Origin of the sequence: Acidomonas methanolica, assembly GCF_004346035.1 — a bacterium.
Taxonomy (GTDB): Bacteria; Pseudomonadota; Alphaproteobacteria; order Acetobacterales; family Acetobacteraceae; genus Acidomonas; species Acidomonas methanolica.
In genome coordinates, this window is record NZ_SLZN01000044.1 from 1 (window position 1) to 14,099 (window position 14,099).

Consider the following 14,099-nt stretch of genomic DNA (forward strand, 5'->3'; position numbering starts at 1 on the left):
AGAGGGCCGACTGCTCGACGAGGCGGATGATCCCGAGCTTTTCCGACGCTTCATACCTCATGCGGGGTCTCCCCCATCCCCGATCATGTTTTTTTTGAGCAGGCGCAGCTCCAGCGTCTGCTCGGCCACGACTTCCTTGAGCGCGCGCGCCTCGTCGCGCAGATGACGGACCAACCGCGTGCATTGTGCGCGCCTCATGTGCCGCCGCCTGAGCCGTCGAATGTTTGAGCGCAAGATAGGTGGTCGCGCCGATGGTCAGTATGCTGACGACGCAGTTTGCGATGCCGGATTTGTAATTGCCGGTGCGCGTGACGAGAACGCTCGAGAGAGTCTGGAAAATGCAGATCGCGGCAGTGGCAGAGCACGAAGATGGGCGCCGTGAATTCTGTTGAGTGCGTCTTCTGGACAGGGAGAGGATGTATCCGGGAACGGGTCGTTCAGACGCGGAACTGAAGTCCGACGTGGGCAATCCACGGGGAAAGTCACCCCGTCCGCAGATGGAACCGCGTCATCTCGGAGGGGCTGCCGAGCCTAAGGGCGAAACCGGGCCAGATGCCGGTGCCGTTGCTGACATAGAGAACCATGCCGCCGACGGCGTAGCGGCCGGACACGAACCCGCTATTGCCGCGTGCGACGAGACGGTCGAGGCCCGGCATCATGCCGCCATGCGTGTGGCCCGACAATTGAAGGGCGACGCCGCGTCCGGCCGCCACCCGCGCCTCGCGCGGCTGATGATCGAGCAACACGACCGGCGCGCCAGGCGGCCGCCCTTCGAGCGCCGCATCGAGGTCCGGGCCGCATTCGCCATGTCCCGGCGCGGAGAGATCGGTCACACCGGCGAGCACCAGATGCGCCTCTCCCCGTGTGATGACCGCATGAGCATTCAGGAGCATGTGCAGGCCCAGATCCGATAAATGGCGCATCCACTCGGCGTAGTCGAAGAAATACTCGTGATTGCCGGGCACCGCGAACACGCCGTCCGGCGCGCGCAAGTTCCGCAATGGCGCGATATCGGCGCGGCGCATGGAAACCGAACCGTCGATGAAATCGCCCGTCACGACAATCAGATCCGCGTCAGCCGCATTGGCGCGCGCCACGACCGCTTCGGTCCAGGCCGTTGGAAACAGTCGGCTGACATGCAGGTCGCTCAACTGGAGCAGTTGATACCCGTCGAAGGCCGGGGACAAACCGGGGATCGCGATTGTCACGTCTCTGATCGGCGGCACGCGCACCGCCTGGGCGACTCCTGCGGCGGCCAGCAGGCCCGCGAGGCCGCCTGCGGCCGCGCGGGCGCTATCGGGAATATGCACCGGCCGCCATTGCACCAGCGCTGCAGCAAGAGCGCCGAGATCGAGTGCAAGCTGCAAGAAGGCGAGCAACACAAGGGCCCCGAACGCCCAGTTGAAGAGGATGACGAACGGTCGGGGAAATTCGGGTGCGAAGATGGAGCCGGAGGAGAGCCGGGACAAGAAATGAAATTGCGAGGCGACAATCAGCAGAATCGTGGCCGACACCTTCACCCATACGGGAAGCGGCAGCGGCCAAAGCCAGTTCAGGATGACGATCAGGCACGGTAGAGCAAGGATCAGGCGCAAAATTGTCAGCTTTCTTCAAGGAAAACGGCATCCTGATGGAATGTCAGCCTGCCAGACTGCCCCATAATGCTCTCCGTGTCCCGGAAAGGACGAAGGATAGGGACTGCACGCCTTGTTTCCGGCGGCGCGGCAAGGCGAAAGGAGCGACGACCGCCGGGATCTGAAACGAACTTCCGGGCACGTACCCTCGGCGAAGAGTCAGAATGGCAGAACGGAATTGAGAATCTGCTGACCGTATCGCGGCGTCTGGATTTCAGTCAGCGTTCCGCGCCCGCCATATGAAATGCGGGCTTCGGCCATTCGGTCATGGGTGACGGTATTATCCGCCGTGATATCCTGCGGACGCACGATGCCGCTGACTTTGAGCTCGCGCAACTCGCTGTTCACGCGCACCTCCTGCTGCGCCATGATAACGAAATTGCCATTGGGCAGAACCTGCGTGATCTCGCCGGCAAGTCGCAACGTCACGGTCTCGTTGCGCGATATCTTTCCCGTCGCGCCACTATCGTCGCTGCTGTTGGTCGCAAGCCCCCCCGCGCCGGTCAGATGTTCGAGAATCGCCTGTTTGACGCCGAAGAGTCGGGGAATGGAGAGGTTTTCATCTGCCGTTCGTTGAGTCGTGGAATTGTTGTTCAGCGCGGCGGTGTCGGTGATGTCTACGATGATGGTGACAAGATCTCCCACCTGCGAGGCGCGCTGGTCCTTGAAGAACGCGCGGCTGCCGCTCCGCCACAGGCTTGCCGGTTCCGAAGGCGGCGGCTGGAGAGGCGGCATGGGCATCGTGATCGGTCGGTAATTTGCCGTTCGGGTCGGATCGGAGATCTGTGTCATGCGAGGTGGCCGCCCGATTTCGGAAAGTTGCGCGAGATTCGAGCAGCCGCCCAGAACGAAAGCGCAGATGACGGCAGAGAAGAAAGACGCGATCCGCATGTTCGTCAGCCATGGAGAAAAGAATTGCCGGCGCGAAGTATCGTGCATGAAAGTGAATATGCGGTTAACAGGATCAGGAAGCGGTTGCATGCGGCTCACAGGTCACGAACGCCGCCAGCCGGGTGGAACATGTCCTGACATCTGACGTAAATCCGCCGGAACCGGCGTGGTCCCCGGAAGGATTTCAACCTCCGATCGCGCATCGACCCGGCCGGTGACGACCATCTGGGTCGAGGGGTTAAGGATACGGATAAGGTCATTACGGCGGCCGTCTTCGAGTGCGATGCCGGAGGTCGTGACGTGCAGCGATGGCAGGTCGAACGCCATGACGACAGCGGCGTTCTTCTGGATCAGAATCGGATGGCTGAGTTGCGGCGGCGTGATGGGATGACCGGGAAGAAGGGTTGTGCGGGCGGTAAGACCCAAAATATCGGCGGGATTATGCAATGCATCCGGGGGAATGTGATCGGCCCGGATGCGGGTGATCGTCAAACTGTCGGCAAGAAGCGGCATTCCTGCCGGAACGGGGCGTGTGACCGTTACGACATCGACCTGCCGGAAGACGGCGCCATGGAGCTGAACCTGAAGCGGCGTCGGCAGGTCGAGGATCAGGGTCGCGGAAAAGGCGCCGTTGACGTCCGGCGTATAATCGAGCCGGGCGAGTGTCGGTTCGCCTGCGATTTCCAGCGGTACGACCAGGGGTGGGAAGGGCTCCAGTGCGACCTCCGCATCAGGGTCGCCCGGCCGGACACGCAGAGCGTCGCGCAACAGGGCAACGGCGTAGGCATGCCCGTAAACATGTGCGCCGCGTGTGACGGTGATGCTTGTGAGAGGCGACGCATCCGGCCAGTCCACGCCATATTGCGCGGCGATGGCGGTGAGTTGCGTGCCGCCCACATCGTAGCTTTTGCCCGGCGGCGGAGCGTCGCCCAGTACGGTGTCCTGTCCGGGGGAGAGGTGATCGAACAGATCGGAGAGCCGCACCTTGTCCGAACGCAAGACGACATTGTGCCGGAGGGTCGCCGCCTGAACGGGACATACGAGGCAGAGCAGCGCGAGAAGGATGGCGCGCGGGCGGCTCATCTCAGCGGCCAAGCGAGGTCAGGGTCTGCATCATGTCATCGGACGCCGTGATGACCTTGCTGTTCATCTCATAGGCGCGCTGGGCGGTGATCAGATCCGTGATTTCCGTCACCACATTGACGTTCGAGCTTTCCACATAGCCCTGCATGACCGCGCCGATGCCCTGAATGGAATTGGGCGTGCCGATATTCGGGTCGCCCGATGCCTGGGTCTGGAGGAACAGGTTCTGCCCCATCGCGTCCAGACCGTTATCGTTGATGAATGTGGCGAGCTGGATCTGGCCGACGATCTGGGACTGGGTCTGACCGGGAGTGGTGACGCTGATCTGGCCCGACTGGTCCACCGTCACGGAAATCGCATTGCTCGGAATGGTGATGGGAGGCACGAGCGAATAACCGTCCGCCGTGACGATGGTGCCGGCATTCGAAAGGGAGAATGTGCCGTCGCGGGTGTAGGCCATCTGCCCGGACGGAAGCTGGACCTGGAAATAGCCGCGCCCCTGAATGGCGAAATCCAGCGTATTTCCAGTCTGTTCCAGATTGCCTTGCTGGTTGATGCGGTAGATCGCCGCCGTCTTGACGCCGAGCCCGACCTGGGTGCCCGCCGGAACGACCGTTCCCGTGTCGGAGCTGCTGGTGCCGACGCGGCGTATGTTCTGGTAGATCAGATCCTGAAATTCGGCGCGCGACCGTTTATAGCCGGTCGTGGTCATGTTCGCGATGTTGTTGGAGATCGTCTCCACATTGGTCTGCTGGGCCTGCATGCCGGTTCCGGCGATGTCGAGAGAGCGCACCGTTCTTTATCTCCTGTGATGGAAAAGTGGTTCAGACGTTGACCTGGAGAATCTTGGAGATGGCGTCCTGCTGGCGTGTCGCCTCGCTCTCCACGAACTGGGCGACGAACTGGAAATCGCGCTGGATCTGAAGCATATGCGTCATCTCCGGCATGAGCTGGACGTTGCTGCTCTCGATCATGCCCTGGACGAGTTTCGGGGCAGGGGCCTGCGTTGTCGGCGTGTCCGCGCGGAGAAATTTCCCGCCTTCGGGCAGAAGCTTGTGCTGGTCCTGTGGGATGACGACGCCGATTCGAGCGATGACGCCGTTTGCCCCGGAGATCGTGCCGTCTGAGGCGATGGTGAGCGTGTGATCGACTGCCGGGACGCGGATCGGTTGACCGGCACGGTCCAGCAGCGGATTGCCTGCGTCGTCGGCGATCATGCCGTCCGAACGCTGTTGAAAACGTCCCGAGCGCGAGAGCCGGATGCCCGTGGCGGTGCGCAGGGTAAAATATCCTTCCCCGCCGATCGCGATATCCAGCGGGTTGCCGGTCTGTTGAAGCTGGCCTTGCGAGAGATCCCGCCATGTGGCGAGATCCTGCGTGTAGGCCTCGTTCTCCGCGCCTTTCGGAAGGTCGCTGCCATCTTGCGGCGAGAGATAGTCGCTGAACAGGACGTGCTGGCTTTTGAACCCCGTCGTCGAGGCGTTGGCGATATTATCCGCCACCACGCTCATCGCGCGTTGTTCGGTATCCAGTCGTGAAAGGGCGATATAGGTCGCGTTTTCCATGTGCCGGTCCTCGGATGCCCGGGGAGACTGGCATGGAAATCCTTTCCAAAAGGTTTAAGGCCAAAAAGGATCAGGACTCGTCCGATGACTCGGCCTGATCGCGGGCCCGCCCCGCTTCAGCGTTGCCGGTTCTGGCTTCGGCCGGATCGAAGCCGAGGAACTCCCATTCCCGCGTCCAGAAACGGGTGGCGGAGAGCGGGGGATGGCTGGGCGCAAGCAATTGGGCGATATCGGATATGCCGGTGGAGAGATGTCGGATCATGGCGTCTGGCCCTCTTGGATGAAGGATGGGGACCAGCATAGAGTTAATGATAATCGTTCTCAATAACTCTTTTCAGACGTCGCCGTCTCTCAGTTTTCCTGCCGATAGGGAGAAAATTCCGCGAGCGCCCGGCTTTCGGCAATGAGTGCGGCGCGTTCGTCATCCAGGAAACGGGAGACCGGCTCGCGCAGAGCCGGGTCGCGGATGTAATGCGCGGAGCAGGTGAAGGCCGGAAGATAGCCTCGCGCGATCTTGTGCTCGCCCTGCGCCCCGGCCTCGACGCGGGCGAGCCCGTGGGTGATCGCGAAGTCGATGGCGCGGTAATAGCAGAGTTCGAAATGAAGGAACGGCCAGTCGCCCTCCACCCCCCAGTTGCGCCCGTAGAGCGTGTCGCTTCCCATCAGGTTGAGCGCGGCGGCGACGGGCCGGCCCTCGTGCTCGGCGGTCATCAGGATGACCCGATCGCCGAGAGAGGCGGCCAGAAGCGGGAAGAAACCCTCCGTCAGATAGGCATTGCCCCATTTTCGATCGACGGTTGACTGGTAGAAACGATAAAACGCCGCCCAGTCCCCGGAGGTGATCTCCCGGCCGCGCCGGGTATGGAACACGAGGCCGCAGCTCTGCGCGTCGCGCCGTTCGCGGCGGATGGTCTTGCGCTTGCGGGAGGAGAGGGCGTCCAGGAAGGCGTCGAAATCGTCGTAGCCGCGATTATGCCAGTGATATTGCAGGCCCAGACGGGGCAGCCAGCCGGCTTCCGCAAGGAGCGCCTGCTCGGTGTCCGGACAGAAGGTGACATGGGCCGAGGAGAGTCCAAGTTCGTCGCAGCATTGGGCGATGGCGCCCGCCAGAACGCGGGCGGTGGCCGTGCGGTCGGCGCGTTCCGGCGAAATGAGCAGGCGTGGACCGGGGACGGGAGAGAAGGGAACAGCGATCTGGAGTTTGGGGTAGTATCGCCCGCCCGCGTCCTGATAGGCGCGCGCCCAGCCCTGATCGAACACATATTCGCCGAGCGAATGGGCTTTGAGATACAGCGGCGCAATGGCGGCGACCGCGTCTCCGTCCCTGAGCACGGCGTGGCGCGGGAGCCACCCTGTGCTGGCCCCGACGGAGCCGCTCTCTTCCAGCGCCGAGAAAAATCCGTGGCTGACGAAGGGATTGTCGTCACCTGAGCAGGCGTTCCATACGTCAGGCGGGATTTCCCGGATCGAGGCATGAAGGGTGAGCGACCAGTCCGGCATGGGGCGATCCTGCGCCAGGGGCCGGAGGTTTGCAATTGCGGGGCGCAGGGGCATGGCCCCGCGCGGCGTCACACGACCTCGAACAGCCCCTCGACCTCAACGGGCGCATCCAGCGGCAGCGAGGGGACGCCGATGGTGGAGCGGGCGTGGCGGCCCGCATCGCCGAAAATGGCGACGGCGAGATCGGAGGCGCCGTTCATGACGGCGGCGTGCTGCGTGAACTCCGGCGTGCAGGCGATGAAGCCGCCGAGGCGCACCACGCGGCGCACGCGGGAGAGATCGCCGATCGCGGCCTGGACTTGCGCCAGCACGTTGAGGAGGCAGAGCTGGGCGCAGGCCTTGCCCGTTTCCGGCTCCACAGCGCCTCCGAGCTTGCCGGTGGCCTTCAGCGTGCCGTGTTCGAGCGGCAACTGACCGGAGACGACCAGCAGATTGCCGGTGAGCACGGTCGCCACATAGGTGGCGACGGGGGCGGCGGCCTGCGGAAGCGTGAGGCCGAGAGCGGCGAGGCGGTCCGGCACGGAGGCTGACATGTTAGGGCGTTCTCCTTGTTTGCGTGGCCAGTTTGGCGGGTTCACCCCCGCCTCCGCAAGTGGCGGGAACGCCCGAATGTGACGCCTGCTCCAACTGCGTCACACCCGCCGATCCCTGGCGGGACTTCAGCCGACCAGCCGCAACCCCGGCGGTCGGCGCGGGACTTCCGGCATGCCGAGAGGCAGAAGCGGGTCCGCCCCCGCTTCGCCCGTCGCCTCGGGAGCGGCGTCGGGCAGGCGGCGCCCGAGATAGGCGTCGGAGAGCGCGCGGAAGGCGTAATCGAGCAGAGATGTGGCATAGGCGGCGACAGGGTCGCCTTCCACCGTGCCGCCGGGGCCGAAGCGGGTATGGGCGAAGCGGGCGATATAGTCTTCGAGGGGCGCGCCATATTGCAGGCCGATGCTCACCGCCTGCCCGATGCTGTCGAGCAGGCCGCGGACCATCGCGCTTTCGCGCACGGGAATGATGGCGACCTCGCCGAGCGTGCCGTCCTCATATTCGCCCGTGCGCAGAAAGAGCTTGTGGCCGCCGACCGAGGCACGCTGGGTGAAGCCGGTATGGCGGGCGGGCAACGGGCGGCGCACGCCCCGCTCCAGCCCGGCGCGGGGTACGGGACGGGCGATCGGATTCGGCCGGGCGGGCATGCGGTCCACGAAACCGGCGAGCGCGCGGTGCATCGCGAGCTGGGCGTCGGGGCCGGGCAGGCGCAGGGGCGTTTCCCCCGCCAGGGCGGCGGCCAGCGCGGTCTCGGGCGTGTAGCCGCGATGGGCGAGGCGGGCCAGCGTGCTGGGGCGGAGCGTTCCGTCCGCCTGGAGGGGGGAGAAGATCGGCGCGAGGCCGCAGGCTTCGACGCCGAGCAGCGCATCGACCGGGCCGGAGGTGGAGAAGGCGGTTTCGACGGCGGCGCGCCGCTCGATCATGTCGAATGACGCGGCCTCGTCGCGAATTTGGGCGGCGAGGGCGGCGAGATCCGCGGCGGGACAGGTCGCCGGGGGAAGCGGAACAGGCCCGCTGCCCTGCCGGGCAAGGGCGGTGGCGATCCAGACGAGCGTGCAGGCCGCGTCGCGTCCCGTCTCGCTGTCATAGTCCAGACCCATCTGCGCCAGGCAGGCATCGAGATTGGTCAGCAACAGCATCCCGGCCGGCCCTTCGCCGAGCGGGGCGGTTTCCCCTTTCCCGGGTGGCGCGGCGTTGATCGGCGGCAGGTCGAAGAGGGGCAGTTCGGCGTTCAGCGAGTCCGCCATGGCCGTGTGGAGCTTGCGCAGCACATCGCAGGCGAGGCGGATGGCGGCGAGAAAAGCGTCGCCTGCGAAGGCGCCGTCGAACACGAAAGCGGCGAGATTGACGACGAAGCCGGGCCGCCTGTCGCGCTGGCCGAGCCAGAGCGGCGCGGTGGGAGCAAGCTGACGCATCAGCAGCAGGCAGGCCAGTCCGCGCGTGGCGTTCTTCAGCCCGGTGAGAGACTCGATCTCCGTCAGCCAGCGCATGGCCTCGGTGGCGAGCAGCAAGGGTGCGCCGCCGGTCCGGTCCGCGGGGGAGGCGAGAAGCAGCAAGGCGCTCGCAGCCTCGTCCTCCCAGGCGGCGGGAAGGGTCACGGGCTGGATGATCGGGTCATCGGGATCGGCCGTCACCTGCGTTGTACGCATCCGGACGCCGTTCCAATACGGGCTGGCTGTCATGAGACGATCTTACCCCGCCGGACGGAGCAGAAAAAGCGTCCTGTCGGGGGCGGGACGGGGGATAATGCTCCGCATAACGTGGATAGGGGGGATAAGATGGACGCGCTCGTGCATCGGTCTGATCCGCCCGAACCGGAGCGCGCCGAAAGTCGAACCGGGGCCCGACCCCGAAACGCGGGAGATGGACGACACGGGTGAGAGGCTGTAGTGCAGGAACATCCTTTTGATTCCCGGCGTCGAGGCATGATCCCATGAGCACAGTTTCCGGCATGCGGCCCCGCTCCGCGCTTGTCGAGCTTGTCACGGGCTTCGTGATTCTGGCGGCGCTGGTGGTGCTGATGGTCGTGGCGATGACCGGGCGTCATCATGCGGTCGGGGACGGTTATCCGCTTCATGCGGTGTTCAGCCAGGCCGATGGCCTCGGGGTTGGGTCGGACGTCAAGCTGGCGGGCATCACCGTCGGGCATGTGACGGCGGAATCGGTGAACCCGAAGGATTTCCGCGCCATGGTGACGTTCACCGTCCGGCCTGACGTCTCCCTGCCGGATGACAGCGCGGCGATCATCACCTCGGACAGCCTGTTGGGAGGGAAATATATCGCGCTCTCGCCGGGCGGCAGCGAGACGATGCTCAAGCCCGGAGGTCAGATGATCCAGACCCAGGGGTCGATCAGCCTTGAAGAACTTCTGAGCAAGTTCATCTTCTCCGTCACCGACTCGATTCAGAAATCGAAGACCCAGGACCAGAAGGCCAAGGGGGACGACCTTCCGTGAGCAGCGCGGGAATGACGATATGGCGTGATCGCGAGGGGCAGCCCATTGGCTGCGTCGAGAAATTGCGCGTGCTGCGGGAGAACGAGGCGGAGGTGCGGCAGGTGATGCAGGACGCCTTCGAGGATGCGCTGCTGATGGGAGTCGCGCCGGAAGAGATGCGGAGCGTGCTGGAGCAGATGGTCGCCGCCTTGCGCGAACCCGGGTCATGACGATGCGTCGGGTATTGTGTCTTCCCGCGCTGCTGGCTCTGGCGGTGGCCGGCGGCGGCGCGAGGGCCGCCGAGGCCGTCGCGCCGCCCGTGATGTATCCCGCGACCCTCTGGCAGGGGCGCGGCGAGGCGGTGGTGCGGGTGCTCAACCGCATGGATTCGCATGTGGAGACGCTGACCGTTCCGGTGGATGGGGTCGGCAGCTACAAGACGCTGCATATCGCCGTCCATCGCTGTCTCGACCGTCCCGCGACCCTCGCGGCGGATGCGGCGGTGTCCGCCAGCGTGACGGATGACACGGACCCCACGACGAAATTCGACGGCTGGATGCTGGCGAACGAGCCCGCCCTCTCCGTTTTCGCCAGTCCGCTCTATCAGATCCGCGTCGTCTCCTGCGAGGGCGATCAGCGCGATCCCGGCGTGCCGCCGCTGCCCGCGCCGCAGGTGGCGACGCGGATCGTGGCCGCGCAGCCGGGCAGCGCACAGGACCAGCCCGGCGATTCTGGCGATCTCTCCGGCGCGCCGGGCATGATTCAGATGGCGCCTGCGGCTCCCGCCGCCCCGGCGTCCCGCGCGCCGGCCGCACCGCCGCCCTCCGCGTCCGCCGGCGCCTCCGGCGGTCCAATGGAACTGGCGCCGCCCGCCGGTGCCGCGCCAGCACCCGCTCCCGGCGCAACGGGGTCGGCGGCGCATGGGCCCTCATCTCATGGACCCTTGTCTCTGGTGCCACCGGCGGAAACACCGTCTTCGCCGGCTGACGCGTTGCCGCCGCCCCGTCCCGCCTCCGGCGACGAGTGACACACGAAGGGGAACCGGAAGCGGCGTGAAACGTTCCCCTGAACGATGAATTCCGCCTCATTCCCCTCGTTTCCGTTGCCGCGCGGTCTGGATGCGGGGCATGCCGCGTTTCTGCTCGATTTCGACGGGACGCTTGTCGATATTGCGCCGTCGCCGGGAGAGGTGCGGGTAGCGCCCGGTTTGCGCGCCGCATTGACGATGCTGCGGGACCGGTGCGGCGGTGCTGTGGCGATCGTCACGGGACGCCCGATCGAACAGATCGATCATTTCCTGCCTGGCGTGGCGGAGGCGGTCTGCGGCGAGCACGGCGTGGCGATTCGTCGGCATCCGTCTGCTGCGATCGAGCGGGCGGATGTTCCCGCCTTCCCCCGAAACTGGCTGGAAGCGGCGGAACATGCGCTGAAAACCTGGCCGGGCGCGACGCTGGAACGCAAGAACGCGGGAGTCGTATTGCATTATCGCGCCGCGCCGGACGCAGGCGCGGCGTTGCGGGACATGGCGGAAGACTGGCTGGCCGGGCAATCGATCTTCGAGCTTCACCCGGCGAAAATGGCGTGGGAAATCCGCCCGGCCGGAATCGACAAGGGGCATGCGGTCCAGGCGGTGATGCAGCAGCCCCCTTTCGCGGGGCGGCGTCCCGTCTTCGTGGGCGACGACGTGACGGATGAGGACGGCATTCGCGCGGCCCGGGCGTTGGGCGGAGCGGGCTTCCGGATTCCGGAGGATTTTCCCGACGCGGCGGCCTTTCGTTCCTGGCTGACGGATCTGGCGGCGAGGTCACGATGGGACGGCTGATCATCGTCTCCAATCGCGTGCCGTCGCCGCATGAGCGGGTGCAGCCGGTGGGCGGCCTCACCGTGGGGCTGGCGGATGTGGTGCGAGGGGTGGAAAGCCTCTGGTTCGGCTGGTCCGGGCAACATGCGGAGGGGGCGGCTGCGCAGGATGTGACCTGTGAGACGGTCGCGGGCGTGACCTATGCGACCATCGACCTGACCAGCGCGCAGCATGAGCGTTATTACGAGCATTTCTCCAACGATCTGATCTGGCCGCTCTTCCATTACCGCCCGGGCATCATCACCTATCATCGCCAGGATCTGGCGGCGTATTATGGGGTCAATGATCTTTTCGCGGACAGGCTTGCGCCGCTCCTGCGTCCTGACGACACGATCTGGGTGCACGACTATCATCTGATTCCGCTTGGCCAGGCGCTCAGGGCGCGCGGCGTGACGGGGAAGATCGGATTCTTCCTGCATATTCCCTGTCCGCCCTGGAGCGTCATGCGGGTCCTGCCCTGCGCGGAGGAACTCCTGCGCGCCATGGCGGCCTATGATCTGATCGGCGTGCAGACGGATGAGGATGCGCGTAATCTCGGCGAATGTTACGAGGTCATGGGGCTGGACCCGACCGTCCGCGCCTTTCCGATCGGGATCGATCCGCGTGGCTTCGAACAGGAGGCGAAAGACAATGTCGGCGACCCGGAGGTACGGCGGCTGCGTGAAAGCCTGCGTGGCCGCAAGCTGATCATCGGGGTGGACCGGCTGGATTATTCCAAGGGACTGCTGGAGCGGCTGCATGGCTATGAGGCGTTTCTGAAACGTTTCCCCGAGCATTTGCGCGGCGTGATCTTCGTCCAGATCGCCCCGCCCTCGCGTGAGGGAGTGGCGAACTACCAGGCATTGCGGCGGGAGCTGGACGAGCTGGTCGGGTTCGTCAACGGCAAGCATGCGGATTTCGACTGGACGCCGATCCGCTATCTGACGCAGCCCGTGCCGCGTCATCTGCTCGCTTCGTTCCATCGCCTCGCGGATGTCGCTCTGGTGACGCCGTTGCGGGACGGGATGAACCTGGTGGCGAAGGAATTCGTCGCGGCGCAGGATGACGCCGATCCCGGTGTGCTGATCCTCTCGCATTTCGCCGGAGCGGCGCCGGACATGCCGGAAGCGCTCCTGGTCAATCCCTATGATACGGACGAGATCGCCGACGCGTTGCATCAGGCATTGACGATGCCCCTCGACGCGCGCCAGAAGCGGTGGCGCGCGCTGCGGGCGGAGGTGGGTCTGAACACCGCCGCCGAATGGGCGAAGCGGTTTCTGTCCACGCTGGAGGCGTCCGCACCTTCGTCATGACTCCCATGGTTCAGCAACGTCTTGCAGGCCTGATCCTGGTCGCGGCAGCCGTCACGGCGCTGGGATGCGCGTGGTATGTCCAGCACGTCATGGGGATCGTGCCGTGCGAATTGTGCCTGCTGGCGCGCTGGCCATGGCGTGTCGTACTCGTGCTCGGCGCGGCGGAATGTGTCCTGCCGTATCGCGCGGGGCGATGGGCGGCGATGCTGAGCCTGCCCGTGCTGGCGGTGAGCGTGGCCATCGCCATGGCGCATGTGGGGGTGGAGCAGCATTGGTGGCCGAGTCCGTTCCCCTCCTGCCGAGCGCCGGAATTTCATCCGGGATCATTCAGGGAGCGTCTGGCGAGCATGCCGCTGCGCCCCTCCAAGCCCTGCGATGCGGCGACCTATCTCTGGGGACTGCCGCTCTCGATGGCGGCGCTTTCGGGCCTGTTCGCGCTTGTGGTCGCGGGCCTTGCCGTGCTGGGGCTGCGGCAGTCCAGAGTTGGAGCATGATCCGAACAACACGGAAAACGAAAGTATAACGCTCTGACAGGCGGTAGGTCTTTGCTGCTGTGACGGGCGGGAAACGCGAGTGCGGCCGCGGCACTGGGCGAGCGGCATAGTGGGCTTTCTGATTGATGCTGCGAATGAGCAACGGGTGAGCGGGAACGTGTTGAGCAACGCGTCCAGAAGCGGGCGACCCGCCGGGTCTATAAATAACCTCACCTCCCGGTAGCTTTCTGTTTAAATAAAAAAAACGATTTTTGTAGATTAACGCCTTCGAGGGAAATTTCTCTAAAGCATAAATTTTCTTGCGGTGCACGAAAAAATATTGCGAAACTTCCGTCAGAGAATTATAAGCAAGTTGCTTAGCGTTATTTGCAAGAGTTGGGGGTTATACAAACTGTATACTAAGGTTTTTGCTGTATTCGCTCTCGCTTCCTCGGTCTCTGCCGGGAGCCGATTTTGATTCCGGACATTGCTGAATCGGCCGAGCCTGAGGGAAAGCTTCATCAGGCGGCAAAAGAAACTTCCGCCGTTTCTGGCGTGCCGAAATCCGTGACGGAGAATCCTTATCTCCTTCCCGCGCCGATGCCGACGCAGGAAGGGCCTAACGGAATCCGCTTCGATTATACTGACGGCGCACGCGTTTTCGTTCCCTTGCGCGAAGGTCGCAAATGGCGAGTGACGTTGACGGATACCGATTCGGCAACGGTTGTCTACCGTGCTGAGGGTTCTTCCGCACTTTTCGTGATGGGTATCTTGTACTGAGGTTCCGGAACTGGGAAATCCAGAAAGTCGTTCACTTTCATGGATATTCCCCAGT

The 14,099-nt window shown here is 64.5% G+C and carries 16 protein-coding genes and 1 pseudogene; 7 read left to right on the forward strand and 10 right to left on the reverse strand.

Annotated features, from left to right (window positions below):
* From EDC31_RS15985 to EDC31_RS16030, 10 genes and pseudogenes are all read right to left on the reverse strand, one after another.
* Positions 1-171 (reverse strand): annotated as a pseudogene (locus EDC31_RS15985) (IS3 family transposase); the annotation flags it as partial.
* A gap of 311 nt (positions 172-482) precedes the next feature.
* Positions 483-1,595, reverse strand: a complete 1,113-nt coding sequence (locus EDC31_RS15990) for a metallophosphoesterase (protein WP_042058636.1) — start codon at positions 1,593-1,595, stop codon at positions 483-485.
* A gap of 198 nt (positions 1,596-1,793) precedes the next feature.
* A complete protein-coding gene (gene flgH, locus EDC31_RS15995) occupies positions 1,794-2,525 on the reverse strand; it encodes a flagellar basal body L-ring protein FlgH (protein ID WP_042058659.1) in 732 nt (243 codons plus the stop codon).
* A gap of 102 nt (positions 2,526-2,627) precedes the next feature.
* Positions 2,628-3,608 carry a flagellar basal body P-ring formation chaperone FlgA gene (gene flgA / locus EDC31_RS16000; RefSeq protein ID WP_042058637.1) on the reverse strand — a complete coding sequence of 327 codons (981 nt, stop codon included), beginning with the start codon at positions 3,606-3,608 and terminating at the stop codon, positions 2,628-2,630.
* Position 3,609: 1 nt separating this feature from the next.
* Positions 3,610-4,401: a flagellar basal-body rod protein FlgG gene (gene flgG, locus EDC31_RS16005; protein WP_081797577.1), complete on the reverse strand. Its 792-nt coding sequence runs from the start codon at positions 4,399-4,401 to the stop codon at positions 3,610-3,612.
* A 31-nt stretch (positions 4,402-4,432) separates the two neighbouring features.
* On the reverse strand, positions 4,433-5,173 hold the full coding sequence (gene flgF / locus EDC31_RS16010) for a flagellar basal-body rod protein FlgF (protein ID WP_042058641.1): 741 nt from the start codon (positions 5,171-5,173) through the stop codon (positions 4,433-4,435).
* Between the two features lie 70 nt (positions 5,174-5,243).
* Positions 5,244-5,435: a hypothetical protein gene (locus EDC31_RS16015; protein ID WP_042058643.1), complete on the reverse strand. Its 192-nt coding sequence runs from the start codon at positions 5,433-5,435 to the stop codon at positions 5,244-5,246.
* Between the two features lie 89 nt (positions 5,436-5,524).
* Complete coding sequence (locus EDC31_RS16020) at positions 5,525-6,673, reverse strand: GNAT family N-acetyltransferase (RefSeq protein WP_042058645.1); 1,149 nt, start codon at positions 6,671-6,673, stop codon at positions 5,525-5,527.
* Between the two features lie 68 nt (positions 6,674-6,741).
* Entirely contained in the window at positions 6,742-7,206 is a 465-nt protein-coding gene (locus EDC31_RS16025; RefSeq protein WP_042058648.1) for a RidA family protein, read from the reverse strand.
* A gap of 126 nt (positions 7,207-7,332) precedes the next feature.
* On the reverse strand, positions 7,333-8,853 hold the full coding sequence (locus EDC31_RS16030) for a TSCPD domain-containing protein (protein ID WP_239641656.1): 1,521 nt from the start codon (positions 8,851-8,853) through the stop codon (positions 7,333-7,335).
* Positions 8,854-9,137: 284 nt separating this feature from the next.
* Between EDC31_RS16030 and mlaD the strand changes: the two genes are divergently transcribed.
* From mlaD to EDC31_RS16065, 7 genes are all read left to right on the forward strand, one after another.
* Positions 9,138-9,659: an outer membrane lipid asymmetry maintenance protein MlaD gene (mlaD, locus tag EDC31_RS16035; protein ID WP_042058655.1), complete on the forward strand. Its 522-nt coding sequence runs from the start codon at positions 9,138-9,140 to the stop codon at positions 9,657-9,659.
* Positions 9,660-9,670: 11 nt separating this feature from the next.
* Positions 9,671-9,868, forward strand: a complete 198-nt coding sequence (locus tag EDC31_RS16040) for a hypothetical protein (RefSeq protein WP_042058657.1) — start codon at positions 9,671-9,673, stop codon at positions 9,866-9,868.
* Complete coding sequence (locus EDC31_RS16045; RefSeq protein WP_132127160.1) at positions 9,865-10,665, forward strand: DUF2155 domain-containing protein; 801 nt, start codon at positions 9,865-9,867, stop codon at positions 10,663-10,665. The genes EDC31_RS16040 and EDC31_RS16045 overlap by 4 nt, the downstream gene beginning before the upstream one ends.
* Before the next feature lie 45 nt (positions 10,666-10,710).
* A complete protein-coding gene (otsB, locus tag EDC31_RS16050) occupies positions 10,711-11,460 on the forward strand; it encodes a trehalose-phosphatase (RefSeq protein ID WP_042062265.1) in 750 nt (249 codons plus the stop codon).
* Positions 11,448-12,791: an alpha,alpha-trehalose-phosphate synthase (UDP-forming) gene (locus tag EDC31_RS16055; protein ID WP_042062263.1), complete on the forward strand. Its 1,344-nt coding sequence runs from the start codon at positions 11,448-11,450 to the stop codon at positions 12,789-12,791. The genes otsB and EDC31_RS16055 overlap by 13 nt, the downstream gene beginning before the upstream one ends.
* Positions 12,788-13,285 carry a disulfide bond formation protein B gene (locus EDC31_RS16060; RefSeq protein WP_042062260.1) on the forward strand — a complete coding sequence of 166 codons (498 nt, stop codon included), beginning with the start codon at positions 12,788-12,790 and terminating at the stop codon, positions 13,283-13,285. Before EDC31_RS16055 ends, EDC31_RS16060 begins: the two co-directional genes overlap by 4 nt.
* Positions 13,286-13,738: 453 nt before the next feature.
* Positions 13,739-14,044: a hypothetical protein gene (locus EDC31_RS16065; protein WP_042062258.1), complete on the forward strand. Its 306-nt coding sequence runs from the start codon at positions 13,739-13,741 to the stop codon at positions 14,042-14,044.
* Positions 14,045-14,099 lie beyond the last annotated feature (55 nt).

Coding starts and splice junctions, on each gene's coding strand:
- flgH (WP_042058659.1), bottom strand. CDS start 2,525: ATGCGGATCGCGTCTTTCTTCTCTGCCGTCATCTGCGCTTTCGTTCTG.
- flgA (WP_042058637.1), bottom strand. CDS start 3,608: ATGAGCCGCCCGCGCGCCATCCTTCTCGCGCTGCTCTGCCTCGTATGT.
- flgF (WP_042058641.1), bottom strand. CDS start 5,173: ATGGAAAACGCGACCTATATCGCCCTTTCACGACTGGATACCGAACAA.
- EDC31_RS16015 (WP_042058643.1), bottom strand. CDS start 5,435: ATGATCCGACATCTCTCCACCGGCATATCCGATATCGCCCAATTGCTT.
- EDC31_RS16020 (WP_042058645.1), bottom strand. CDS start 6,673: ATGCCGGACTGGTCGCTCACCCTTCATGCCTCGATCCGGGAAATCCCG.
- EDC31_RS16025 (WP_042058648.1), bottom strand. CDS start 7,206: ATGTCAGCCTCCGTGCCGGACCGCCTCGCCGCTCTCGGCCTCACGCTT.
- EDC31_RS16030 (WP_239641656.1), bottom strand. CDS start 8,853: ATGCGTACAACGCAGGTGACGGCCGATCCCGATGACCCGATCATCCAG.
- mlaD (WP_042058655.1), top strand. CDS start 9,138: ATGAGCACAGTTTCCGGCATGCGGCCCCGCTCCGCGCTTGTCGAGCTT.
- EDC31_RS16040 (WP_042058657.1), top strand. CDS start 9,671: ATGACGATATGGCGTGATCGCGAGGGGCAGCCCATTGGCTGCGTCGAG.
- EDC31_RS16045 (WP_132127160.1), top strand. CDS start 9,865: ATGACGATGCGTCGGGTATTGTGTCTTCCCGCGCTGCTGGCTCTGGCG.
- otsB (WP_042062265.1), top strand. CDS start 10,711: ATGAATTCCGCCTCATTCCCCTCGTTTCCGTTGCCGCGCGGTCTGGAT.
- EDC31_RS16055 (WP_042062263.1), top strand. CDS start 11,448: ATGGGACGGCTGATCATCGTCTCCAATCGCGTGCCGTCGCCGCATGAG.
- EDC31_RS16060 (WP_042062260.1), top strand. CDS start 12,788: ATGACTCCCATGGTTCAGCAACGTCTTGCAGGCCTGATCCTGGTCGCG.